This window comes from Microbacterium sp. NPDC056234 (assembly GCF_042267585.1).
Taxonomy (GTDB): Bacteria; Actinomycetota; Actinomycetes; order Actinomycetales; family Microbacteriaceae; genus Microbacterium.
In genome coordinates this window covers 501,196-522,357 of the sequence record NZ_JBHJTE010000002.1, presented here as the reverse complement: position 1 = coordinate 522,357, position 21,162 = coordinate 501,196, and the positions used below count along the sequence as shown (strand labels likewise).

Annotated in this window: 22 protein-coding genes; 2 read left to right on the top strand and 20 right to left on the bottom strand. The window is 69.0% G+C overall.

Features of this window, described 5'->3' with window-relative positions; all coding sequences use genetic code 11:
* Window positions 1-44: 44 nt before the first annotated feature.
* The 15 genes from nusB to ACFCYE_RS08350 form a co-directional block, all read right to left on the bottom strand.
* Window positions 45-455, bottom strand: a complete 411-nt coding sequence (gene nusB, locus ACFCYE_RS08420) for a transcription antitermination factor NusB (protein WP_376177869.1) — start codon at window positions 453-455, stop codon at window positions 45-47.
* 3 nt (window positions 456-458) lie between these two features.
* Window positions 459-1,019 (bottom strand): elongation factor P, encoded by a 561-nt coding sequence (gene efp, locus ACFCYE_RS08415; RefSeq protein ID WP_264157830.1) that lies wholly within the window; start codon window positions 1,017-1,019, stop codon window positions 459-461.
* Window positions 1,020-1,083: 64 nt separating this feature from the next.
* Entirely contained in the window at window positions 1,084-1,527 is a 444-nt protein-coding gene (locus ACFCYE_RS08410) for a type II 3-dehydroquinate dehydratase (protein ID WP_376178160.1), read from the bottom strand.
* Window positions 1,521-2,069 (bottom strand): GNAT family N-acetyltransferase, encoded by a 549-nt coding sequence (locus tag ACFCYE_RS08405; RefSeq protein WP_376177868.1) that lies wholly within the window; start codon window positions 2,067-2,069, stop codon window positions 1,521-1,523. Before ACFCYE_RS08405 ends, ACFCYE_RS08410 begins: the two co-directional genes overlap by 7 nt.
* The gene (aroB, locus tag ACFCYE_RS08400; protein WP_376177867.1) at window positions 2,066-3,154 is read right to left on the bottom strand and encodes a 3-dehydroquinate synthase; all 1,089 of its coding nucleotides are present in this window, start codon (window positions 3,152-3,154) and stop codon (window positions 2,066-2,068) included. The genes ACFCYE_RS08405 and aroB overlap by 4 nt, the downstream gene beginning before the upstream one ends.
* Complete coding sequence (locus ACFCYE_RS08395) at window positions 3,151-3,654, bottom strand: shikimate kinase (RefSeq protein ID WP_376177866.1); 504 nt, start codon at window positions 3,652-3,654, stop codon at window positions 3,151-3,153. Before ACFCYE_RS08395 ends, aroB begins: the two co-directional genes overlap by 4 nt.
* 10 nt (window positions 3,655-3,664) lie before the next feature.
* Window positions 3,665-4,888 carry a chorismate synthase gene (gene aroC, locus ACFCYE_RS08390; RefSeq protein ID WP_376177865.1) on the bottom strand — a complete coding sequence of 408 codons (1,224 nt, stop codon included), beginning with the start codon at window positions 4,886-4,888 and terminating at the stop codon, window positions 3,665-3,667.
* A 35-nt stretch (window positions 4,889-4,923) separates the two neighbouring features.
* Entirely contained in the window at window positions 4,924-5,760 is an 837-nt protein-coding gene (locus tag ACFCYE_RS08385; protein WP_376177863.1) for a shikimate dehydrogenase, read from the bottom strand.
* Entirely contained in the window at window positions 5,751-7,175 is a 1,425-nt protein-coding gene (gene mltG, locus ACFCYE_RS08380; protein WP_376177862.1) for an endolytic transglycosylase MltG, read from the bottom strand. Before mltG ends, ACFCYE_RS08385 begins: the two co-directional genes overlap by 10 nt.
* 1 nt (window position 7,176) lies before the next feature.
* Window positions 7,177-7,650 carry a Holliday junction resolvase RuvX gene (gene ruvX / locus ACFCYE_RS08375; RefSeq protein WP_376177860.1) on the bottom strand — a complete coding sequence of 158 codons (474 nt, stop codon included), beginning with the start codon at window positions 7,648-7,650 and terminating at the stop codon, window positions 7,177-7,179.
* Window positions 7,647-10,307, bottom strand: coding sequence for an alanine--tRNA ligase (alaS, locus tag ACFCYE_RS08370; RefSeq protein ID WP_376177858.1), 2,661 nt, complete (start codon window positions 10,305-10,307; stop codon window positions 7,647-7,649). Before alaS ends, ruvX begins: the two co-directional genes overlap by 4 nt.
* 64 nt (window positions 10,308-10,371) lie before the next feature.
* The gene (locus ACFCYE_RS08365) at window positions 10,372-10,560 is read right to left on the bottom strand and encodes a hypothetical protein (RefSeq protein ID WP_376177856.1); all 189 of its coding nucleotides are present in this window, start codon (window positions 10,558-10,560) and stop codon (window positions 10,372-10,374) included.
* A 114-nt stretch (window positions 10,561-10,674) separates the two neighbouring features.
* Window positions 10,675-11,304 (bottom strand): 30S ribosomal protein S4, encoded by a 630-nt coding sequence (gene rpsD, locus ACFCYE_RS08360; RefSeq protein ID WP_376177854.1) that lies wholly within the window; start codon window positions 11,302-11,304, stop codon window positions 10,675-10,677.
* A gap of 169 nt (window positions 11,305-11,473) precedes the next feature.
* Window positions 11,474-12,124 carry a hypothetical protein gene (locus tag ACFCYE_RS08355; RefSeq protein ID WP_376177853.1) on the bottom strand — a complete coding sequence of 217 codons (651 nt, stop codon included), beginning with the start codon at window positions 12,122-12,124 and terminating at the stop codon, window positions 11,474-11,476.
* A gap of 31 nt (window positions 12,125-12,155) precedes the next feature.
* Complete coding sequence (locus ACFCYE_RS08350; protein WP_376177852.1) at window positions 12,156-13,499, bottom strand: replication-associated recombination protein A; 1,344 nt, start codon at window positions 13,497-13,499, stop codon at window positions 12,156-12,158.
* A gap of 107 nt (window positions 13,500-13,606) precedes the next feature.
* Here ACFCYE_RS08350 and ACFCYE_RS08345 point away from each other — a divergent pair, with 107 nt between their 5' ends.
* Entirely contained in the window at window positions 13,607-13,897 is a 291-nt protein-coding gene (locus tag ACFCYE_RS08345) for a hypothetical protein (RefSeq protein ID WP_376177851.1), read from the top strand.
* A gap of 133 nt (window positions 13,898-14,030) precedes the next feature.
* The gene (locus ACFCYE_RS08340; RefSeq protein WP_376177850.1) at window positions 14,031-14,957 is read left to right on the top strand and encodes a formate/nitrite transporter family protein; all 927 of its coding nucleotides are present in this window, start codon (window positions 14,031-14,033) and stop codon (window positions 14,955-14,957) included.
* Between the two features lie 54 nt (window positions 14,958-15,011).
* Here the strand turns inward: ACFCYE_RS08340 and ACFCYE_RS08335 are convergent, their stop codons facing one another.
* From ACFCYE_RS08335 to nirB, 5 genes are read right to left on the bottom strand one after another with little or no spacing between them, the layout of a single operon-like run.
* The gene (locus ACFCYE_RS08335; RefSeq protein WP_376177849.1) at window positions 15,012-15,689 is read right to left on the bottom strand and encodes a sirohydrochlorin chelatase; all 678 of its coding nucleotides are present in this window, start codon (window positions 15,687-15,689) and stop codon (window positions 15,012-15,014) included.
* 3 nt (window positions 15,690-15,692) lie between these two features.
* On the bottom strand, window positions 15,693-16,820 hold the full coding sequence (locus tag ACFCYE_RS08330) for a uroporphyrinogen-III synthase (RefSeq protein WP_376177848.1): 1,128 nt from the start codon (window positions 16,818-16,820) through the stop codon (window positions 15,693-15,695).
* Window positions 16,817-18,052 carry a uroporphyrinogen-III C-methyltransferase gene (cobA, locus tag ACFCYE_RS08325; protein WP_376177847.1) on the bottom strand — a complete coding sequence of 412 codons (1,236 nt, stop codon included), beginning with the start codon at window positions 18,050-18,052 and terminating at the stop codon, window positions 16,817-16,819. Before cobA ends, ACFCYE_RS08330 begins: the two co-directional genes overlap by 4 nt.
* On the bottom strand, window positions 18,049-18,411 hold the full coding sequence (gene nirD, locus ACFCYE_RS08320) for a nitrite reductase small subunit NirD (protein WP_376177845.1): 363 nt from the start codon (window positions 18,409-18,411) through the stop codon (window positions 18,049-18,051). Before nirD ends, cobA begins: the two co-directional genes overlap by 4 nt.
* Complete coding sequence (nirB, locus tag ACFCYE_RS08315) at window positions 18,408-20,987, bottom strand: nitrite reductase large subunit NirB (protein WP_376177844.1); 2,580 nt, start codon at window positions 20,985-20,987, stop codon at window positions 18,408-18,410. Before nirB ends, nirD begins: the two co-directional genes overlap by 4 nt.
* Window positions 20,988-21,162: the final 175 nt, after the last annotated feature.

Below are 21,162 nucleotides of genomic sequence, written 5' to 3'. Positions count from 1 at the left end.
CCCGGCATCGGACACCGGCCGGGTTCGTGCGGATTCCGCGTGCGTCAGCTCGCGCGCGCCACCCTGGCGAGGACTCCGTGGACAAAGGCGCCGGAGTCATCCGTGGAGAACTCCTTGGCGAGCTCCACGGCCTCGTCGATCGCGACGGCCGTCGGCACCTGATCGTTGTACAGGATCTCCCATACGGCGATGCGCAGCAGAGCGCGGTCGACAGCGGGCATCCGCTCGATCTTCCAGTCCCGACTGTGCGTCGTGATCTGCTCGTCGATCTCGTCCTGGTGATCGACAATGCCGTCAGCGATCTCGCGCGCGTACAGCCAGCTGGCCTCGCGGGCGGGCTCGCTCGCCGCGCGCTTGGCCTCGGCCGCGAGCGTCACACCGATCGCGTCGCCGCGGACATCGGAAGAGAACAGGATGTCGAGTGCGCGCTTGCGCGCCTTCGTACGTGCGCCCACGCCTTACTTCTCGCGGCCCAGGTACTCACCCGTGCGGGTGTCTACCTTGATCTTGGTACCGGTCTCGACGAACAGCGGGACCTGCATCTCGTAGCCGGTCTCGACAGTGGCGGGCTTGGTGCCGGCCGACGAGCGGTCGCCCTGCAGACCCGGCTCGGTGTAGGTGACTTCGAGCGTGACGGATGCCGGCAGGTCGATGTACAGCGGGTTGCCGTTGTTCGTGGCGATCGTGACCTGCTGGTTCTCCAGCAGGAAGTTCTTCGCGTCGCCCACGGTCGCCGCTCCGACCGTGATCTGGTCGTAGTCCGCCACATCCATGAAGACGAAGCCGTCACCGTCGGTGTAGAGGTAGGTGAAGTCGCGGCGATCGACGTTCTCGAGCTCGATCTTGGTGCCGGCGTTGTAGGTCTTGTCGACGACCTTTCCGGTCATCACATTCTTCAGCTTGGTGCGCACGAACGCGCCGCCCTTGCCCGGCTTGACGTGCTGGAACTCGACCACGCTCCAGAGCTGGCCATCGATGTTGATGACGACGCCGTTCTTGATGTCTGCGGTGGATGCCATGAGGAGCGGGTTCCGTTTCGTGTCGAGGTGTGCGCGGCCGCGCGGACGCGGCCGACAGTCGATTCTACGGGATCAGGGCCGTCAGCCGCCGCACGGCGGTCGCATAGCCCTGGACGCCCTCGCCGATGACCCGGACGGCCGCCACGTCCTCGAGGTACGAGAAGTGCCGGAACTCCTCCCGCGCATGGACGTCGGAGATGTGCACCTCCGCGAACGGCAGGGACACTCCCGTCAGCGCGTCACGCAGAGACACCGAGGTGTGAGTCAGCCCACCCGGGTTGATCACGACGCCGACGCAGTCCTCGCGGGCAGCATGGATCGCGTCGATGAGCACGCCCTCGTGGTTGCTCTGGATCGCCCGAACGTCGAACCCGACGGATGCCGCGGCCTCCACCGCGATGCGCTCCGCGTCCGCGAGAGTCGCCGTCCCGTACACCTCCGGCTCGCGCGTTCCGAGCAGATTCAGATTCGGGCCGTTGACGAGCAGCAGGCGGCGCTTGGTCACGATCGAACCCTACCGGTGTCTTCGAGCGAGCGCGCCATCTCGACCTCCTGGCCGATCGGACCGGTGAACCGGAAGCCGGTCAGCGCGAAGCCCGCGCGGAGGTACGCGTTCTGAGCGCGGTCGTTATCGGCATGCACGTCGAGCGTGAGGGCGGCATCGCCGAGCGCGCTCGCCCAGTCCGATGCCGCGACGAGCAGGCTGTCGATGACGCCCTGCCCTCGGTGCGACGGTCGCACGTACACGCCGACGACATCGCTGCGCGGCTGCTCCAGCGGTCGTCCATGGTGGTCCGTGTCCCCCACGGCGCGACGGATCACCGACACCGACCCCACCCAGTCCTGTCCATCGATGGCCACGAACTGCGCGCTGTCCCGCGTATCGGCGGCGCGGGTCGTGCGTTCCTGCCAGAAGCCATCCGGACGAGCGGTGGCGTTCTCGAGCGTGTCCAGAAAGGCGATCGGCGCCGCGGCATCCGTCAGCGCCTGCAGACGGAGCGCACGCACCTCGCGCCACTCGTCCGCGCGGACGCGTCGGACCAATGTCACTCGCCGACCTCCTGGTATGCCGCGAACAGCAGCGACTCGTCCGGCGCCTGCAGCACCGTCGGCTTCGCGATGTCGTCCAGGACGATGAATCGCAGCATCCCGCCCCGCGACTTCTTGTCGCGCTGCATCGACGCGAGCAGCTGCGGCCATGCACCCGCTCGATAGCTCGTCGGCAGCCCGAGGGACTCCAGGATCGCGCGGTGGCGTTCTGCCGCGGCATCCGGCAGGCGTCCGGCGAGCCGGGACAGTTCGGCGGCGAAGAGCATGCCGACCGAGATCGCCGCGCCGTGGCGCCAGCGGTACCGCTCGGCGTGCTCGATCGCGTGGCCCAGGGTGTGGCCGTAATTGAGGATCTCGCGCTGCCCTGCCTCGCGGAAGTCCTCCGATACGACGCGCGCCTTCATGTCGATCGCCAGTTCGATGGTCCGGCGGAACTCGTCGGTCGTCGTGTCGACCGCGCGGGCCGGGTCCGCCTCGACGATGTCGAGGATCTCGGGAGCCCAGATGAACCCGGCCTTGACGACCTCGGCATAGCCTGCCGTCGCCTCGTGCGCGCTGAGGCTGCTGAGTTCATCGAGGTCACCGATCACGGCACGCGGTGCCCAGAACGCGCCCACGAGGTTCTTGCCCTCCGCTGTGTTGACACCTGTCTTGCCGCCCACTGACGCGTCGACGAGTCCGAGCACCGTCGTCGGGACCTGAACGACCTGGATGCCGCGCAGCCAGGTCGCGGCGACGAAGCCTGCGACGTCGGTGACCGCTCCCCCGCCGTATCCGATGACCGCGTCGGTCCGGGTGAAGTCGGCCTGGCCCATGATCTGCCAGCAGAAGGCGGCGACCTCGATGCGCTTGCCCTGCTCGGCATCCGGGATCTCCGCGAGCAGCACTTCCCGGGGGCCGTCTGCCGTATCGGCGAGCAGACGATCGCGAAGCTCCGCCGCGCGGGCGCCGAGCGTGGGCGGATGCACGATCAGGACCTTGCGCACGGCCGGATCGAGGGCCGACGACACCCGGTCGACGATTCCGCGGCCGACGGTGATGTCGTACCCGCTCTGTCCCGTGACGTTGATGGTCGTGATGCTCATGACAGTCCTCTCCGCCAGTCGGCGATCTCTCGCGCGATGCGCGTCATCGGTCGGCGCGACGTGTCGAACACGATCGTCGCCACCTGTTCGTACAGCTCGCGCCGCTGCTCCAGGATGCGCTCCCACCGATCCAGCGGATCCTCGTCGGTGCCCACGAGCAGCGGACGGGATGACCCGTGGATCCGCTCCGCGACGGCCTCGCGGTTCACCGTGAGGAACACGACCGGATCGTCCAGGAGGAGCGCCCTGGTCCCGGCATCCGTCACTGCACCGCCGCCGAGGGAGACGACGCCGCCGTCGAGGATCGCGTCGGCGACAGCCGCGCGCTCCAGCTCTCGGAAGTGCGCCTCGCCGTGCTCGGCGAAGAGGTCGGTGATGGGGCCGTGGGCGGCCGTGATGCGCTTGTCGGTGTCGCTGAACGGCACCCCGAGGTGCTTCGCCACGCGGCGACCGACGCTCGTCTTGCCCGCGCCCATCGGACCGACGAGGACGAGCGTCATCGGTCGGTCCTCAGACATCGCCGACAGCGAGGCCCGCTTCCGAGGCCGCTGCGGTGCGCAGGTCGGCGGGGATGGCATCCAGGTAGCCCTGCAGGTTACGACGCGTCTCGCCGACGCTGTCGCCGCCGAACTTCTCCAGCACCGCGCCGGCCAGCTCGATCGCGACCATGGCCTCGGCCACGACGCCGGCGGCCGGCACGGCGCAGACGTCGGAGCGCTGGTGGTGCGCTGTGGCCTCCTCGCCGGTGGCGACATCGATCGTGCGCAGCGCACGCGGGACCGTCGCGATCGGCTTCATGCCGGCGCGGACGCGCAGCACGGTGCCGGTCGACATCCCGCCCTCGGTGCCGCCTGCCTTGTCCGAAGAGCGGGTGATGCCGGCATCCGCGGCGAAGAGCTCGTCGTGCGCGGCCGAGCCGCGGCGGCGCGTCGTCTCGAAGCCGTCGCCGACCTCGACGCCCTTGATCGCCTGGATGCTCATCAGCGCCTGCGCGAGCCGTGCGTCCAGGCGACGGTCCCACTGCACGTGCGAGCCGAGCCCCGGGGGCAGGCCGTATGCGAGCACCTCGACGATGCCGCCGAGCGTGTCGCCCTCCTTCTTGGCGTCGTCGACCTCGGCGACCATGCGCGCGGAGGTGGCCGGGTGGAAGCAGCGCAGCGGATCGGCATCCAGCGCGTCCACGTCGTCCGCGGTCGGCAGTGCGGCGTCGGCCGGCACCTGGACCGGCCCGATGGACAATGTGTGGCTGACGAGACGGATGCCGAGCTCGCCGAGGAATGCACGGGCCACAGCTCCCAGAGCGACGCGAGCCGCTGTCTCGCGGGCGCTGGCCCGTTCGAGGATCGGGCGCGCCTCGTCGAAGTCGTACTTCTGCATGCCGACGAGATCGGCGTGGCCGGGGCGCGGACGCGTGAGCGGGGCGCCGCGACCACGGGATTTGTCCGTGAGCTCGACGGGCTCGGGGCTCATCACCTCAGTCCACTTCGGCCACTCGGTGTTGCCGATGCGCAGTGCGATCGGGCTGCCCAGCGTCTTGCCGTGGCGGATGCCGGAGGACAGCGTCAGCTCGTCCTGCTCGAACTTCATCCGCGAGCCGCGGCCGTAGCCGAGCTTGCGCCGCGCGAGATCCGCCTGGATCTGGTCGGGCGAGATGGGGACACCGGAGGGCAGTCCCTCCATGACGGCGATGAGTTCGGGACCGTGCGATTCGCCGGCCGTGAGCACGCGGAGCATTGCTCCAGTCTCCCATGGCCGAGGACCGTGTGACGTCAGGCGTCGAGGGCGGCCCGCATCGCGGCGATGACGGCATCCTCGTCGTCCAGCGGCTGCGACGGGTCACCGTCGCGGAAGATCCGGATCTGCCGGACTGCCTGGTGCAGCAGCATCCCGAGGCCGGAGATGGTCGGGGCACCGGACCAGCTCGCGGCGAGGGCCGACGGCCATGGCGCGTAGGCGGCGTCGAAGAGGACCCCACCGTGTTCGGCCAGCGGCGCCGAGATCGTCGGGTCCAGCACGGTCCCGCTCGGCAACGTGGCGACCGTGAGATCGACGGGCGCCGCAGCGGCGTCGAACGGGTGCACGTCGACGTGGACGCCGAGCTCGGCGCCGAGCTCGACCACGGGCCGCGCGCGCTCCGGCCGACGCGCGCGCACGTCGGCCCGGCGCGCGCCGAGATCACTCGCCGCGACCAGAGCGGATGCCGCGGTCGCTCCGCCGCCCAGCAACCGCACGGTGCCGACGTCACGGACACCGTTCTCGGCGAGAGCGTCGACGATACCGCCGACATCGGTGTTGTACCCGCGCGGTTCGTCGCCCAGCAGCAGCGTGTTGACGGCACCCGTCATCGCGGCGTGACGATCATGGACCGATGCCGCGCGGAATGCCGCCTCTTTCAGAGGCATGGTCAGCGACAGACCGCGCCAGGAACGATCCAGCGACTGCAGCGCATCAGTGAACCGAGCCGCGTCGACCTGCCGTCTGCCGTACTCCCAATCAAGGTTCAGCGCCCGATACGCGGCCGCGTGCAGAGCCGGCGACTTGGAGTGCGCGATCGGGTCACCCCAGACGGCGAGGCGTGAACCACGGGGCATGGCGTTCAGTAGCATCCGCCGTCCGGGTTGGCCTCGCACCACTGCTGGTACTGCCGCTCCGCCTGCTGCTGCTCCTCGTATGTCGCCGAGAACACGGTCTCGCCGGTGTCCAGGTTGACCGTGACGAAGTAGAACCACGGACCGTCGGCCGGGTGCATCGCCGCGTCGATGGCGGCCGCGCTCGGCGCCGAGATAGGTCCCGCCGGAAGTCCGGCGTGCTGGTAGGTGTTCCAGGGGTTCTGATCGCCGACGACGTCCTTCCACGGCCACTCGGAAACGGGACCGTCGTGCGTCAGACCGTACCCGTACTGCGCGGTCGAATCCATCTGAAGCAGTCCGTGCGTCTCCTGGTTGCCCTCGTCCAGACGGTTCTCGATGACCCGAGAGACCTTGGCGAAATCAGCCGTGCGGCCCTCGCGCTGGATGATCGACGCGACGGTGAGGATGCGCTGCGCTTCGGCGTCGGGAACTCCGGCCGCCACCAGGGAGTCGCGTGTCCGATCGACCATCTTCTGGATGACGTCGGTGGCTGTGACCCCCGGATCGAACGTGTAGACGGCGGGAAACAGCCACCCTTCCAGCGTGTTGGCGGCGACACCGTACGCCGCGGGGTCCGCCACGGCAGCCTGAACATCCTCCAGCGGCAGCTGGAGGGTTTCGGCGATCGTCGGCACGATCACCTTGAGCGTTGCACCCTCTGCGAACCCGACGGAGTTCTCCATGCGGTTCTCGGGGTTCTCGATCGCATCGAGCGCCGCTGCCGCGGTCATGCGCTCCTGCAGCCGGTAGACGCCGGGCTGGAAGTTCGGGTTCAGCCCATCCTCGATGAGCATGTCGTAGAAGACGTCCTCGGTCTTGGTGACACCGCCCTCGTACAGCGCCTGGGAGATCGGCTGGCCGGTGAAGCCCTCTTCGATCGTGACGAGGACCTCACCGGTGGCCTCGCCCTCCGCGTAGTCCTTGGGCTCGCCCCAGCCCATGGCGTCGCTGATCCTGTCGCCGTAGGTGTTCCACACCCACACTCCCCCTGCGGTGGCGGCACCGAGCAGGACGAGCACGATGATCAGTGCGACGAGGCAGCCGGTGCGACGCTTGCCCTTCGGCTTCGCGTGGTGGTCATCGTCGTTCGGCGCGAACAGGTCCTCGAGGGTTCCTCCGCCCGCCGCCGCGCTGCGGGAAGACTCCGATCCCTCTGCGGGGGCCGCGGGTGCCGATGTCTCGGTCGCCGGCGTCTGGTCGCTCGCGGCCGGTGCTGCGACGGGGCGCGCTTCAGCGGGCGTCGTCGACACGCCGACGGCTCCGGTGTCGCCGGTGCGCTGCGCCGCCTCGCGGGCGGCTCTGCGGGATCCGGGCGGTGGTGCCGCCTGGTCGAGCGTCGGATGCTCGGTCGACGGATCCGGGAGGTTGTCGAACAGATCTCCCTGGGGCATGTCAGTGGGTCTCCTCATCGAGATCGACGGATGCTCCTGCGGGGGTTCCGGAGCTCTTCTCCATGTCGATCGCCTGCTGCAGCAGGACCACTGCCGCAACCTGATCCACAATGCTACGAGAGTTCTTCTGGGATCTGCCCGAAGCGCGCAGCGCGTGGTGAGCGGACACCGTGCTCAGGCGTTCGTCGATGAGCCGCACCGGAATGCCGGTGCGGCGCGCGATCGCGGTCGCGAACTCACGCGCATCCGTCGTCGAGGCGGTGTCGCCCCCGCGCATGTTGACGGGAAGGCCGACGACGAATTCGAGCGGCGTGTACTCCTCCGCGAGCTCGGCGAGCCGCTCGATCGAAGCGTCGTCGCGCTTCACCGTCTCCACGGGAACGGCGAGCAGGCCGTCGGGGTCGCAGCGAGCGACCCCGACCCTGGCCTTGCCGACGTCGATGCCGAGCCGGATGCCGCGACGGAAACCGCTCACGCGCCGCGCAGCTCCGCGACGATGCCGTCGAGGGCAGCCGGCAGCGCCGAGGCATCCGCTCCGCCGCCCTGGGCGACGTCATCGCGACCGCCACCGCCACCGCCGAGAGCGCCTGCGGCGATCTTGGCCAGCGCACCGGCCTTGGCACCGGCGGAACGGGCGGCATCATTCGTGGCGACCACGACGATCGGCCGGCCGGCCACCACGCCGCCGAGGGCGACGACCGCGGCATCCGCACCGAGGCGGTCGCGCACGCTGAGTGCGACACCGCGGATGTCGTCGGCGGATCCCACCTCGCCCAGCGACTGGGCTGCGATGCGGTAGGCGCCGACGCGCTCGGCGGACTCCGCGATCGCCGGGACGCGTCCCTCGCGCTCCTTGGCCTCGAACTGCGCGATGCGCTTCTCGGCGACCTTGAGGTTCGCCGCGATCTCGGCGATGCGCTCGGCGAGCTGATCGCGGGGCGTCTTCAGCGTCGACGTCAGCTGCGAGACCAACGTGCGCTCGGCGGCGAGCTCGCGGAACGCATCCTGCCCGACCAATGCCTCGATGCGACGGTTGGACGCGCCGACCGACGACTCGCCGGTGATGCTGACCAGACCGATCTCGGCGCTCGTGGACACATGCGTTCCGGCGCAGAGCTCACGCGACCAGGGGCCGCCGATGTCGACCATGCGCACGACATCGCCGTACTTCTCGCCGAACAGCGCCATGGCGCCGGCCGCTTTGGCTTCATCGAGCGTCAGCACGCGCGTGGTGACCTCGAGAGCGTCGTGGACGGCGCGGTTCGTGATCTCCTCGATCTCCGAGCGGGTGTCCGCCGAGAGCGCCTGATTCCAGGAGAAGTCGAAGCGAAGGTACCCGGCTCGGTTGAGCGACCCGGCCTGGGTCGCGTCCTGGCCCAGCGTGTCGCGCAGCGCGGCGTGCACCAGGTGCGTCGCGGAGTGAGCCTGGCGCGCGGCACGGCGGTTGGCCGCGTCGACGACGGTCGTTGCGCGATCGTCGACTGCGACAGTGCCCGTGGTGACCTCGACCGTGTGACTGATGAGGCCGGGAACCGGCTTCTGCACGTCAAGGACCTCGAGCGAGAACCCCGGGCCGGTGATGGTGCCCTTGTCGGCGACCTGACCACCGGACTCGGCGTACAGCGTCGTCTCGGCGAGGATCACTTCGGCGACCTGGCCTTCGGTCGCGCTCGTCACGGGCGCACCGTCGACGAGGATGCCGAGGACGGTCGATTCGGTCTCGAGTTCGGAGTAGCCGTCGAATCCGGTCTCACCGAGTCCGCGCAGCTCGCGGTACACCGAGACGTCGGCGAGTTGACGCTTGCGGCTCTTGGCATCCGCCTTCGCGCGGGTCCGCTGCTCGCGCATGAGCTCGTCGAAGGCGTTGCGGTCGACGTCGAGGCCGGCTTCCTCGGCGACCTCGAGCGTGAGGTCGATCGGGAAGCCGTAGGTGTCGTGCAGCAGGAACGCCTCGGAACCGGCGAGAGTCGCGCCCCCGGACTTCTTCGTCTCGTTCAGTGCGAGATCGAGGATCGTCGAACCCGAAGCGAGCGTGCGCAGGAACGTCTCCTCCTCCGCGATGGCTGCGGCGGAGAGACGGTCCCATTCGGTCTCGAGCACCGGGTAGGAACTCTTCATGGCGTCGCGTGACGCGGCGAAGAGCTCCAGGAAGGTGGGGGCATCCACGCCGAGAAGGCGCATCGAACGGACGGTCCTGCGCATCAGGCGCCGCAGGATGTAGCCGCGACCCTCGTTCGACGGGCGCACGCCGTCGGAGAGCAGCATCAGAGAGGAGCGCACGTGGTCCGCGATGACCCGGAACCGCACGTCGTCCTCGTGCACCTTGCCGTACGGACGGCCGGAGATCTCGACGGCGCGGTCAAGCACGGGACGCACCTGGTCCGTCTCGTACATGTTCTCGACGCCCTGCTTGAGGAAGGCGACGCGCTCGAGGCCCATACCGGTGTCGATGTTCCGCTGCGGCAACGCGCCGGCGATATCGAAATCGACTTTCGATCGAACGCTGCTGAGGAGATCCTGCATGAACACGAGGTTCCAGATCTCCAAGAAGCGGGAATCGTCGACGGCAGGTCCGCCGTCCTTCCCATAACGGGGTCCACGGTCGAAGAAGATCTCCGAGTCCGGTCCTCCGGGTCCGGGCTGACCGGTGTGCCAGTAGTTGTCCGCGGCTCCGAGGCGCTGAATGCGCTCGGGCTTCAGACCGATGATGTCCCGCCAGATCGACTCTGCCTCGTCATCGGTCTCGTAGACCGTGACCCACAGATCCTTCTCTTCGAACCCGAGGCCGCCGTCTGCTTCGGACGAGGTCAGCAGCTCCCACGCATAACGGATCGCGCCTTCTTTGAAGTAGTCGCCGAATGACCAGTTGCCCATCATCTGGAAGAAGGTGCCGTGTCGCGCCGTGCGGCCGACCTCCTCGATGTCGTTGGTGCGGATGCACTTCTGCACATCGGCGATGCGCGGGTGCGGAGCCGGAACGACACCGGTGAGGTAGGGAATGAACGGAACCATGCCGGCGACTGTGAACAGCAGCGTCGGGTCGTCGGAGACGAGCGACGCGGACGGGACGATGGTGTGGTCGTTCTTCTCGAAGAAGGAGAGATAGCGCTGCGCGATGTCCGCAGTGTTCATAGGAGTACGGCTGTCCTCGTGTGGGATGGGAAACGACACCGCAGGCGCGGCGTCGATGCGGAGATCAGTTCTCGTCGGACTGGGCGAGACGCGCCTCCTCGGCGCGGTAGGCATCGCCGAGGATCGCGGTGAACCCGGTGATGCGGGCATCCACCTCGGCGAGCATGTCCTGACCTCGCGGGTCCTTGCTCATGAAGTGTGCAGCGATGAATCCGCTGATCACTCCGATCAGAAACCACAGCAGCTTCTTCATGTCGATGTCCTTGCCCTCAGTCCGCCCAGGCGCGGTTGTTCCATCGTATGCGGAAACGACGAGAGGCGTCGGGAATCCCCGACGCCTCTCTGTGCTGTTTCGCGGTGACGCGGATCAGCGAGCTGCGTAGTACTCGACGACGAGCTGCACTTCACAGGTCACGGGGACCTCGGCGCGCTTCGGACGACGGACCAGGCGTGCCTGCAGCTTGTCGAGCTCGACCTCGAGGTAGCCCGGAACCGGGGGGAGCACCTCGGCGTGACCGCCGGCTGCTGCCACCTGGAAGGGCTCGGTGCCCTCGCTCTTGGCCTTGACGTGGATGAGCTGGCCCGGCTTCACACGGAACGACGGGCGGTCGACGAGCTGGCCGTCGACGAGGATGTGACGGTGCACGACGAGCTGGCGGGCCTGCGCGGTCGTACGGGCGAAGCCCGAACGCAGCACGAGGGCGTCCAGACGCATCTCGAGCAGCTCGACCAGGTTCTCACCGGTCAGGCCGTCGTGACGACGTGCCTCGTTGAACGTGTTGCGCATCTGCTTCTCGCGGATGCCGTACTGCTCGCGCAGACGCTGCTTCTCACGCAGACGGACGGCGTAGTCGCTGTCGGCCTTGCGCTTGGTGCGGCCGTGCTCACCCGGAGCGTAGGGACGCTTCTCGAGGTAGCGGGCGGCCTTCGGGGTGAGTGCCACGCCGAGGGCGCGGGACAGACGGACCTTGCGGCGGTCCTGGGACTTCGTGACCACGAAGTTCTTCCTTCCGATGACGTGGACGTGTCTTTCACGTCTCACGGGCGTATCTCCTGTGCTCTGCCTTCGCGCGCACGCCGGGGCGCGGAGAAGGTGCGAGTGAACACGGGGATGCCCGAAAACACGGTTTCGAGCCGGTCAAGTCTAACAGACCGGCCGTGACACCTCAGCCCACCGGCTCCAGCGACGAAAGTAAGCGGACGATACCCGGTCCGTGCTTCTCGTCCATCTCCGACTGCAGGGTACCGTCCTCGTCGAAGACCACCTGCATGGTGACCTCGCCAGCCATCGGGTCGACGACCCAGACCAGGACATCGTCGCGGACGGCCGACTCGGCCTCGTGGATCGCCTGCAGCTCGGACTCGTCGACGGCGTTCAGATCCGCGGGTGCCGGGACAGGCGCTGTTTCGTCAGCGACCGGTTCGACGGATCGCACCGGGCCAGGGACGATCTCGGTCGCTGTGAAGGTGTTCGTCTCCGCGTCATACGTGCCGGTGACGGCGAACTCGCCCCAGCGCGCGCCGGACAGCTCTTCGTGATGACCCGACCAATCCGACCACTCCCAGTTCTCCACGCGCGGTCCGTCACACGCCGGCGGCAACGGCTGCATCACGAATCCGAGACAGAGCTCTGCACCGGAGCCGTCGTCGATGACGGTGACGGGATGGCCCGTGGTCAGAACGGTCGCGTCCTCGGCGGCGGGCTCGGCTCTCTTCGTCGACGCCGTCTCGGCAGTGCATCCGGCCGCGAACGCGGCGGCCACACAGAGCATCGCGAGAGGAGCCATGCGTACCGGCGCGAACCATGACGTGGTCATGCCTCTCAGCGTAGCCTCCGGCTGCGGCGTCTCAGCGATCGCCGAGGATGCGTCGGATGCGCTCCAGGCGCGCTGCGATGTCGCGTTCGGCCCCGAGCGTCTTCGGGCTGTAGTAACGACGCCCCTCGAGCTCATCGGGAAGGTACTGCTGAGGCACGATTCCGTACTCGTTGTCGTGCGGGTAGCGATAGCCCTTGCCGTGGCCGAGTCGCTTGGCGCCCGGATAATGCGCGTCACGCAGGTGCAGCGGCACGCGCCCGAACCCGCCGGCACGGACATCGGCGATCGCGGCATCGATTCCTGCGTACGCGGCATTCGACTTCGCTGTCGTCGCGAGATAGACGGTGGCCTCGGCGAGCGGGATGCGCCCCTCCGGCATCCCGATGAAGGCCACCGCGTCGGCCGCGGCCGTCGCGATCACGAGGCCCTGCGGATCGGCCAGGCCGATGTCCTCGGCCGCCGAGATCACCAGGCGCCGTGCGATGAAGCGCGGGTCCTCCCCCGCCTCGATCATGCGAGCGAGATAGTGCAGGGCCGCATCCGGGTCCGATCCGCGGATCGACTTGATGAACGCGCTGATGACGTCGTAGTGCTCGTCGCCCTGGCGGTCGTAGCGCAGCAGGGCGCGGTCGACGGCCTGGGCGACGTCGTCATCGCTGACCGTCGGGATGCCGTCGTCGCCGTCCTCGTCCGATTCGCCCGAGAGGGCGACAGCTGCCGCGGCTTCAAGGCCCGTGAGCGCCCTTCTGGCGTCACCGGAGGCGAGCCGGATCAGTGCGGCACGGGCAGGACCGCTCAGCGCGACCGCGCCGTGCAGACCACGCGCGTCGCCGATCGCCCGATCGACGAGTTCGCCGATGTCGTCGTCGGTGAGCGGCTGCAGCGTCAGCAGCAGAGACCGCGACAGCAGCGGTGAGATGACCGAGAACGATGGATTCTCGGTCGTCGCCGCGATGAGGATGACCCAGCCGTTCTCGACTCCGGGAAGCAGCGCGTCCTGCTGCGCCTTGGTGAAGCGGTGGATCTCGTCCAGGAACAGGATCGTCGTCTGCCCGTAGAGATCGCGCTGCGTCACCGCCTCCTGCATGACCTCTCTCACGTCCTTCACACCGGCCGTGATGGCGGACAATTCGACGAACCGACGGCCCGATGAGCGCGCGATGGCCTGTGCGAGGGTCGTCTTGCCTGTTCCGGGCGGCCCCCACAGGATGATCGATACGGCGCCGGGCGACGTCGCGTCAGGGTCGGCCAGGGCAAGGATCGGCGAGCCGGCGCGCAGCAGATGCTTCTGCCCCGCGACTTCATCGAGCGAGACCGGACGCATCCGCACCGCAAGCGGGGTCTGCCCCGACATCAGGGGCGCGGACGAGTTCATGTGTCCAGGCTAATGCGGGCGGCGGACACGCGCCGCCCGCGCGACGCGGCACTGCCACTCCCGGCGGTAGGCTCGCAGATGCTGCCACGACGAAGAAGGGGACACCGATGCCCGGACGCAAGAGCGCCCAGCGCGCCGAGCAGGAGCGCGCCAGGCTGTATGCCGCCCGCACCGCCTGGCACGAAGGACAGATCCGCCGCCGCGTGCGCGACAACACGATCGTCGGCATCGCCGGAGCGCTGATCGTCGTCGGCGCCATGGTGAGCCAGTTCGCACACGCGCAGGTGACGGCTCCCGAGCCCACGCCGACGCCCGGCCCGACCGAGACGACCGCGCCGCCGCTGGACCCCCTGCTGCCCGACACGACTCCGACCCCCACCGCACCGCCTGCCGAATGAGCCTCACCGCCGGCATCCGACGATGTGAGAAGTTCGCTCCACAGTCGTAACCTTTCCGGTCGGCCGCCGAAACGCGCCTCCGTCACGCTGGATCCAGCCTCACCAGAGTGCTCCCGTCCCCCGTGGAGGTCCCGTGTCGTACATCAAACCTGCCGAGCTCGTCACCCGCATGGTGGACGCCGGCGCCTACAAGATGCAGCTGTCCACACGCGACACGCTGATCCGCGCCTTCATGGGCGCGGCGTTCCTGACCATGGGCGCGGCGTTCGCCGTGACCGTCTCCACGAACACCGGTCAGCCCCTGCTCGGCGCCCTGCTCTTCCCGATCGGATTCGTCATCCTCTATCTGTTCGGCTACGACCTGCTGACCGGGGTGTTCACGCTCGGTCCGCTGGCCGTCATCGACAGACGCCCCGGCGCCACGATCGGAGCGATGCTGCGCAACTGGGGACTCGTCTTCCTGGGGAACTTCGGCGGCGCATTCATGGTCGCGATCCTCATGGCCGTCTACTTCACCTACGGATTCTCGACCGAACCGAGCGCTGTGGGCCAGGCGATCAGCGACATCGGTCACGGCCGAACCGTCGGCTACGCCGACCATGGCGCCGCCGGAATGCTGACCCTGTTCATCCGTGGGGTCCTGTGCAACTGGCTCGTCTCCACCGGCGTCGTGCTTTCGATGGTCTCGGACAACGTCATCGGCAAGATCGTCGCGATGTGGTTGCCGATCTCGCTGTTCTTCTACATGGGCTTCGAGCACTCGATCGTGAACATGTTCCTGTTCCCGTCGGGTCTGCTGCTGGGGGCCGACTTCACGCTGTGGGACTACCTCATCTGGAACGAGATCCCGACCGTGTTCGGCAACCTCGTCGGCGGCCTGGTCTTCGTCGGTCTTCCGCTGTACTTCACGCACGGCCGGCCGAAGGCGCGCAGGACGCGTACGGCCAAGCGCCGGGCACGAGTCGCCGTGTCCGCTCCGGCATCACCGGGCTCGCCCTTGGCATCGGATGAGGACTCCCTGACATCCGAGCTCGAACGGGAGCCGGCACGGGTCTCCTGACCCGACGCATGCGGAAGGGCGAGGCGATCAGATCGCCTCGCCTTTCCGCGCGTGTCAGGCCGCGTGGAATCGATCGATGATGACGTCGGCCATCCGAGGGTCGACGCCCAACGGCGCCGAGACGACATCCGCGCCGGCCGCCTGCACGAGACCGGCGAAGTACCCGGGGGCGAGTACGTGGCTCGCGGCGATGACGCGGCGAGCCCCGGAATCCCGTGCGGTCTGCACGGCCTGAGGGATGCGCGGCTCGATCGCCGACGCGTACCCGATCGTCACGGGTGCGGGGATCAGCGCGGCCAGCTGCGCTGCCGCGGTTTCGACGTCGGCCACGGCGGCCGGGTTGCTGGAACCGGCCGCGGCCAGCACGACGGCATCGCCCTCGAGCCAGGTGCCGCCGATCGATGCCCGCAGTCGCGTGGCGAGGACCTGTGCGACGAGGGGGTGCGTCCCGAGCGGGTCGGCCTGGCGGACTCCCGGATGCCGACGCACCGCCTTCGCGATGTCGACCGCGGTGTGGAAACCGACCGACAGCAGCAGCGGCACGACGACGACCTCGTCCGCCAGGATCTCCTGATCCACGACCGTGGTGATGTCCGGCTCCTGCACATCGACGAAGGCCTGAACGACTCTCGTCTGCGGCAGGCGGTCCCGGACGAGGGCGACCAGCTCTTCGATGGTGCGGCGACCGTCGGCGGAGTCCGTGCCGTGAGAGCAGGCGATCAGAGTACCCATGCGTCAATCCTCCAGGACGGCGAGGCGATAACCGCGCTTGATGACCGTCTTCACGGCATCCGGGCAGCCGAGGGCCTCCCGCAGCCGTGCGATCGCCATCTCGACCGCGTGCGCGTTCTCGCCGCCGCGCGGCAGCACATGGCCCAGTTCCTCACGGGACAGCACGCGTCCACCGGCGTCGAACAGCGCACCGAGCACGTTGGCCGACGCGCGCGACAGTGGGATGAACCGACCGTCGACCAGCGCCCCACCGCTTCGCACTTCGATGGTCCCGGCCATCGTCTCCCGGCGCGGCGAGAGGCCGCTCGCGTAGTGATCCACGACGCATCGCACGAGCGATCCGAGACGTCCGCGGACGGCGAGCGTCGTGCGCAGGTCGGCCGCGTCGAGCGGCGTCGCGGTGACCGGCCCGACAGAGGCCAGCAGGAGCCGCCCCGATGCGGCCCGCTCGCGGATCGCGTCGAGGCGCCGCCCGCGCTCCGCGGCCCTGATCCACTCCGCTGCCCCTGGAGCCGACGTGAACAGAACCGCATCCACCTCGCCCGTCGCCGCCTGCATCGCGGAACGGCTCACGATCTTGGGGTCCGGCGGCGGCCCCCAGCGGTACACCGTGATGTTCACGACATCGGCTCCGTGTGCGGTCATGAGCTCGTCGAGGCCGTCCGAACCCGCGCCGTGATGCTGGATCGCGACCCGTCTGCCCGCGACACCGTTCCGGGTGAGGTACTCCCCCACCTCTGCCGCGGTCTCGCTCTCGGCGACCCAGTCGGCTGCGAAGCCCGCCTGCTGGATCGCTCCGTGGGCCTTCGGTCCTCTGGCGACGAACTGAGTGACGCGGAACGCCTCCGTGAGATCGTCGGCGAGACCGTTCTCGTGCGCGGCATCCATCCACCCGCGGAACCCGACGCCGGTCGTGACGATCACGATGTCGGGAGGATGGGCGATGAGCTCACGGGTGCGTCGGAGCAGCAGCTCGTCGTCGGCGTTGGGCAGGATCGTGAGTGCGGGCGCGCGATAGACCTGAGCTCCGCGGCGCTCGAGGGCCGTGGCGAGGTCGCCGGCTCGCCGATCGGCGGCGATCACCATCGTGCAGCCGGTCAGCACCGCGTCCAGCGGGGGTCGTTCGGTCACGCCGGGGTTGCCCCGATCCGCTCCGGCGTCGGCATGAGCAGATTCGCCCTGGCGACATCGCCGATCACGATGACAGCCGGGTTGCGCAGACCGATCGACGCCGCGTCCTGAAGCGCACGGCCGAGGGTCGTGCGTGTGGTCCGCTGCTGCGGCGTGTGCCCGCTCTCGACGAAGGCCACAGGGCGATCCGCCGGGATGCCGTGGCGCAGCGCCGCGTCGACGATCCCGCCGAGGGCCGCGACGCCCATCAGCACGACCGTTGTCACCGAGTCATCCGCCATCGCCTCCAGCGTACTGGCCATGATGGCGCCCTGACCGTTCACCACGTGGAAGGCCGAAGCGGTGCCGCGGTGGGTGACCGGGATCCCGGCTGCCTGCGGGACGGCGATCGCGCTGGAGGGTGCGGGAACGACGTCGACGGCGATGCCTGCGGCGAGACACGCCTGCATCTCCTCCCCGCCTCGGCCGAACACGAACGGATCGCCGCCCTTGAGCCGCACGACCCGCCGGCCCGCCGCCGCGTGCTCGACGATGAGGCGACTGATCTCTTCCTGCGGCACGGGGTGGCTGCCTGGCCGCTTGCCCACGTCGATCACCTGGACGTCGGGGTCGAGACCCTGCAGGACCTCCGCCGTCGGGCCCAGTCGGTCCGCGACGATGACATCCGCCTCCGCGATCAGGCGCCGTGCGCGCACCGTCATGAGATCCGCGGGACCAGGGCCGCCGCCGACGAGATCGACACGACCGGCGCCGCCGTGCCGACGACGTCTCATCGGCAGTCGTCCGTTCGCGAGCAGATCGCCGATCGCGTCGCGCACGGTCGCGGAGCGTCGTGGATCGGCACCCACCGCGCTCGTGACGGCGACGGTGATGTCACCGGCATCGACCTGCGCGGTGAGGCGGGCCGAGCCGTGCCCGCCGTCGCCGGCGTTGATGCACAGCACACGGCGGCGGTCGCAACGCGCCGCGATCTCGCGGTCGACGCGCTGGTCGCCGGTGGCGGCATGGACGAGCCAGGCGCCGCGCAGATCCGCCGGCCGGAATCGTCCCTGCCGCCACGGGACGCCATGGGCATCGACGAGCGCAGCGGTCTCCGGTGCGAGCTGCGAGGCGACGACGCGCACGAGTGCACCCTCGGCGACGAACCGCCGCAGGCGACGCGCGGTGACGGCGCCGCCGCCGACGAGCAGGACGTCGCGGCCGGTGAGGGTGATGCCGAGCAGGAGCGTCATCGCAGCTCCTCGGCATCGATGAGGACAGCGCCGTCGGCGACGATGACGGGCCAGACGCGGAGCGGGATCGCCTCTTTGCCCTGCGCATCAAGGCAATCGCCGGTGCGCAGATCGAACACCTGCTTGTGCATCGGCGACGCGACGGTCGGCGCATCGCCGCGGGTTCCGACGATCCCACGGGACATGACGTTCGCCCCGCTGTACGGGTCCAGGTTGGCGACCGCGTGCACCGTGCCGTCCGCGAGCAGGAACAGGGCGATCTGCGTCGTCCCGAACAGTGCGGCTCTGCCGCGTTCGACCTCGAGGTCGTCGATCCCGCAGACGCGGATCACGGTCTGCTGATCTGCTGCGATGGTCATCGGCGCACCTCCAGAGTGGTTCCTGCGATCAGCACGCCGCCTTCGGCGCGCTCCTGCGCCGTCGCCGGGCGCACCTGGCCGCGTTCGGGGACGTAGGCGAGCGACGGGTCCGGCGTGTCCGATGCGTTCACGAAGGATTCGAATCGGCGCAGCTTCTCCGGGTCGCGCAGCGTCGCCGCCCACTCGTCCTCGTAGCGATCGACGTGCGCCGCCATCGCGGCATCCAGATCAGCGCAGATGCCGAGACTGTCGTCGAAGATGACCTGCTTGAGCCCGTCCAGGCCGCCCTCGAGCTCCTCGCACCATCCGGCCGTGCGCTGCAGCCGATCGGCGGTGCGGATGTAGTACATGAAGAACCGGTCGATGGCGCGGATGAGACCCTCGTCGTCGAGATCGGACGCCAGAAGCTCCGCATGACGGGGAGAGAATCCGCCGTTGCCTCCGACGTACATGTTCCAGCCGGTCTCGGTGGCGATGACGCCGACGTCCTTGCCCCGCGCTTCGGCGCACTCGCGGGCGCAGCCGGAGACGCCGACCTTGAGCTTGTGCGGCGAACGCAGGCCGCGGTAGCGGAGCTCGAGACGCACGGCCATGCCGACGGAGTCCAGCACGCCGTACCGACACCAGGTGGAGCCGACGCACGACTTCACGGTGCGCAGCGCCTTGCCGTACGCCTGACCGGACTCGAACCCGGAATCCACCAGGCGCTGCCAGATCTCGGGGAGCTGCTCGAGTCGAGCACCGAACATGTCGATGCGCTGGCCACCGGTGATCTTGGTGTAGAGGCCGTAGTCGTCTGCGATCCGCCCGATGGCGATCAGGCCCTGCGGCGTCACCTCACCACCCGGCATCCTCGGGACGACCGAGTAGGTGCCGTCCTTCTGCATGTTGGCCATGACGTGGTCGTTGGTGTCCTGCAGCGCGGCGTTCTCGCCGGCGAGCACGTGATCTCCCACGAGCACCGCGAGGATGCTGGCGAGAGCCGGCTTGCAGACGTCGCAGCCGCGGCCGCGACCGAATCGGGCGATGACCGTGCTGAAGGTCGTGAGTCCCGAGACCCGCACGGCATCGAAGAGCTGTCGGCGCGACATGTCGAAGTGCTCGCACAGCGCGTTGGATGCCGTCTGGCCGAGCTTGGCCAGCTCCTGCCCGACGAGCTTCTTGACCGTGAAGATGCACGAGCCGCACGTGGCCCCGGCCTTGGTGCAGGCCTTGACCGCACCGGCATCCGTACATCCCTCCTCGTGCACGGCCTGCCGGATGCGCCCGGCCGACACGTTGGAGCACGAGCACACGACCGCGGTGTCGGGAAGTTCACCGGTCGGGGCCTCGACCCCGCCCTCCGGCATCAGGTACGCGGCGGGGTCGGCGCCCAGCGGCGCGCCGACGAGAGGTCGGAGCGAGCCGTAGGCGGAGGCGTCTCCGACGAGGATGCCCCCGAGCAGCGTCTTCGCGTCGTCGGAGAGCACGAGCTTCTTGTAGACGCCGGCGACCGGGTCCGCGTAGACCACATCGAGCGCGTTCGGTGTGGTGGCCATGGCATCGCCGAAACTGGCGACATCGACACCGGAGAGCTTGAGCTTGGCGGATTCGTCATAGCCGGGGAAGGTCGCGTCACCGCCCAGCAGCCGGGTCGCGGCGACCTCGGCCATCGCGTAGCCGGGAGCGACGAGCCCGACCGAGCGGCCCTCGTAGTTCGCGACCTCGCCGATCGCGAGGATGTTCTCATCGGCCGTGCGGCAGCGATCGTCGATCAGGACGCCGCCGGTGGGATGGACGGCGAGCTGAGCGAGACGCGCGAGTTCATCCCGCGGTCGCACGCCGACCGTGAAGACGACGATGTCGGCCGCATGCATGCTGCCGTCCTGGAACTGCAGCTGCGTGACCGACCCTGACGCGTCCGGGTCCAGGCGGGTGGTGCGGCTCTGGGTGCGGACGGCGATGCCGCGCGCTTCGATCAGCCGTCGCAGCATCGTCCCGCCGGCGAGGTCGAGCTGCGCGGACATCAGTCGGTCGGACGACTGCACGACCGTGCAGTCGACGTCGAGCCCCTGCAACGCACCAGCGGCCTCCAGTCCCAGCAGCCCGCCGCCGATCACAGCGCCGCGCAGGGGGCGGCCGAGTTCGGTGGTGCGCCGCTCGACGAAAGCGCGCATCTGCGCGACGTCGTCGAGGGTGCGATAGACGAAGCATCCGGACAGGTCCGAGCCATCGACGGCCACGCGTGCGGCGTACGAGCCGGTCGCGAGGACCAGGGTCCCGTAGGCGTAATCGAGACCTGAGCGCGTCCTGACCGTGCGCTTTCGACGATCGATGCCGGTGACGCGATCCCCGCCGATGAAGTGCACCCGCTCGTCGTCGAGCACCTGCGGGTCGAGTGCGAGGTCCTCCGGCGTGGCCCCCGAGAAGAACGACGTCAGACCGACCCGGTCGTACGGTGCTCGTCCCTCATCGCCGATGACGGTGACGCGCACCTTCTCCTCGGTGCGCGTGAGCAGGCTCTCCACGAAGCGGTGCGCCACCATGCCTGCGCCCACCACGAGCACATCGGACGATGCTGCCAGTCGGTCTCTCACGGTGCCTCCTCTGTTCGGTGCTCCCGAAGGTAGATCGGCGGTGTTTCACGCAACGTCCGACCCCCGTTACGCGCATCGAACGATCCGCTCACAAATCGGTAACGAACATGTGAGCAGGACCGGGCTCGCCGGAAGCTGAGCGGTGGCGCCGCGCATACTAGGCTGATCACCGTCC

Excerpts from the sequence above, each read along its gene's own strand:
- efp (WP_264157830.1), bottom strand. The coding sequence starts at position 1,019 with ATGGCATCCACCGCAGACATCAAGAACGGCGTCGTCATCAACATCGAT.
- aroB (WP_376177867.1), bottom strand. The coding sequence starts at position 3,154 with ATGAGCATCACGACCATCAACGTCACGGGACAGAGCGGGTACGACATC.
- ACFCYE_RS08395 (WP_376177866.1), bottom strand. The coding sequence starts at position 3,654 with ATGACGCTCGTCCTCGTCGGTCCGATGGGCGCGGGCAAGACGAGCGTC.
- aroC (WP_376177865.1), bottom strand. The coding sequence starts at position 4,888 with ATGCTCCGCGTGCTCACGGCCGGCGAATCGCACGGTCCCGAACTCATC.
- ACFCYE_RS08385 (WP_376177863.1), bottom strand. The coding sequence starts at position 5,760 with ATGCTACTGAACGCCATGCCCCGTGGTTCACGCCTCGCCGTCTGGGGT.
- mltG (WP_376177862.1), bottom strand. The coding sequence starts at position 7,175 with ATGCCCCAGGGAGATCTGTTCGACAACCTCCCGGATCCGTCGACCGAG.
- alaS (WP_376177858.1), bottom strand. The coding sequence starts at position 10,307 with ATGAACACTGCGGACATCGCGCAGCGCTATCTCTCCTTCTTCGAGAAG.
- ACFCYE_RS08365 (WP_376177856.1), bottom strand. The coding sequence starts at position 10,560 with ATGAAGAAGCTGCTGTGGTTTCTGATCGGAGTGATCAGCGGATTCATC.
- ACFCYE_RS08355 (WP_376177853.1), bottom strand. The coding sequence starts at position 12,124 with ATGACCACGTCATGGTTCGCGCCGGTACGCATGGCTCCTCTCGCGATG.
- ACFCYE_RS08350 (WP_376177852.1), bottom strand. The coding sequence starts at position 13,499 with ATGAACTCGTCCGCGCCCCTGATGTCGGGGCAGACCCCGCTTGCGGTG.
- ACFCYE_RS08345 (WP_376177851.1), top strand. The coding sequence starts at position 13,607 with ATGCCCGGACGCAAGAGCGCCCAGCGCGCCGAGCAGGAGCGCGCCAGG.
- ACFCYE_RS08335 (WP_376177849.1), bottom strand. The coding sequence starts at position 15,689 with ATGGGTACTCTGATCGCCTGCTCTCACGGCACGGACTCCGCCGACGGT.
- cobA (WP_376177847.1), bottom strand. The coding sequence starts at position 18,052 with ATGACGCTCCTGCTCGGCATCACCCTCACCGGCCGCGACGTCCTGCTC.
- nirD (WP_376177845.1), bottom strand. The coding sequence starts at position 18,411 with ATGACCATCGCAGCAGATCAGCAGACCGTGATCCGCGTCTGCGGGATC.